The organism is Yersinia sp. 2542 StPb PI, from assembly GCF_048593855.1.
GTDB lineage: Bacteria > Pseudomonadota > Gammaproteobacteria > Enterobacterales > Enterobacteriaceae > Yersinia > Yersinia enterocolitica_E.
The window spans coordinates 1-1,661 of sequence record NZ_JAZGQA010000370.1; the positions used below are offsets into that span (position 1 = coordinate 1).

Sequence of the window (1,661 nt, forward strand, 5' to 3'; positions counted from 1 at the left end):
ATGAAATTTAAATTACTTACTTTGGCAGTGGCATCTGTTATCAGTTTTAGTTCTGTTGCAACAACAATTGACTATCGGCATGAAATGAAAGATACCAGTAAATCTGATCATAAAGACCGTTTACTGATCTCCAACCGTTTTGCCAATGGTTTTGGTTTATCTTTAGAAGGGAAATGGGGCCAGCACAGCTCTGATACTACGCCTAATAAACCATTTAATGAGCAAGTCAGTAATGGTACCGAAGTGGTTGCCAGCTATGTCTATCAATTCAACAAAACATTCCAGATTGAGCCTGGTTTCTCATTAGAGTCATCATCTGACTCGAACAACTATCGCCCTTACCTGCGCGGTAAAGTGTCCTTTACTGATGATTTCTCTACCTCACTGCGTTATCGCCCATATTACAAGCGTAACCAGCCAGCTCAGACCAAAGCAACAGAGAAAGGCCATGAGTTCACCATGCTGTTTGCTTATAACTTCTTGAAAGACTATTCAGCAGAATACGAATTAAACTACAAGAAATCTGAAGATGAAATTCTGGCAAATAAAGAAAAAGAAGAATGGACTCATGATGTGAAAATTGCTTACAAATGGGATAAAAACTGGAAGCCATATGTTGCTATCGGCAACGTAGCAGGTAGCAAAACGACTGACGAGCGTCAAACTCGCTACCGTGTCGGTGTACAGTACAGCTTCTAACTATTATGTCGTTATGAGTACCCTCATCATTATTTGTTAAATTATGCCCATACCCGTATTACTTTGGGGAAAAGTCGACTCCCGGTCACTTTTCCCCTTTTTTTATCAATGTAACTTCATTTCAGCCCAAGACCTGATATTTCCCCCCTGAATACTCACGTTAAACTCCCTGCTCTCAGCCAGAGAAAAATGAGACATTTAGTTACAGCGTAACGACTATCCACGCCAAGATAAATCTCATATACTGGATAAATCAACAGCTACAGACTCGGAATTCAAGTATGACAGGGGAAGGACACCTTATTTTTTCTGTCGCCTGCGCTATCTTTGCCAAAAAAGTCGGTCTTACACCGGAACTGGCACAGGGTGACTGGTGGCATATTATCCCTGGCGCCCTGCTAACTTCCCTGCTACCCGATATTGATCACCCAAAGTCAATCCTTGGCCAGCGGTTAAAGTGGCTCTCCACCCCCATTGCCCGTGCATTTGGCCATCGTGGGTTTACCCATAGCCTATTGGCCGTTATCGGTGGTGTGGCACTATTTCAAATGGACATCTCACGCGATTGGATTATTCCCGCAGATGCGTTCCATGCAATGATTATTGGCTATTTCAGCCATTTGCTAGCGGATATGCTCACACCTGCTGGCGTACCGCTGTTATGGCCTTGCCGCTGGCGATTCTGTATCCCGCTATTACGCCCACAAAAAGGCAATCAATTAGAACGCGTATTCTGTGTTCTATTAGTTTGTTTTTCCGTCTATTGGCAAACTGATACCACCATTCCCTTGCTATCCTATATGGAACAATTGAAAAACTTTCGACTGTGATCACATTTTAATGGGTAAATAATCACCAATTTGAATGTATTCCATACAAATCAGGGTAGAAATTTATATAACATTCCTTTTGGATATAAGTGAGCCTGAAGAGGAACTGCTACCATATGCGGCTAATTGCAC

General features: G+C 42.4%; 2 protein-coding genes. Both read left to right on the top strand.

Translation table 11 applies throughout. The features are described from left to right. On the top strand, window positions 1-699 hold a 699-nt coding region (locus V1952_RS21695), incomplete at its 5' end, for an oligogalacturonate-specific porin KdgM family protein (RefSeq protein WP_372559170.1). A 281-nt stretch (window positions 700-980) separates the two neighbouring features. Further along, window positions 981-1,529 carry a metal-dependent hydrolase gene (locus V1952_RS21700; RefSeq protein WP_005182936.1) on the top strand — a complete coding sequence of 183 codons (549 nt, stop codon included), beginning with the start codon at window positions 981-983 and terminating at the stop codon, window positions 1,527-1,529. Window positions 1,530-1,661: the final 132 nt, after the last annotated feature.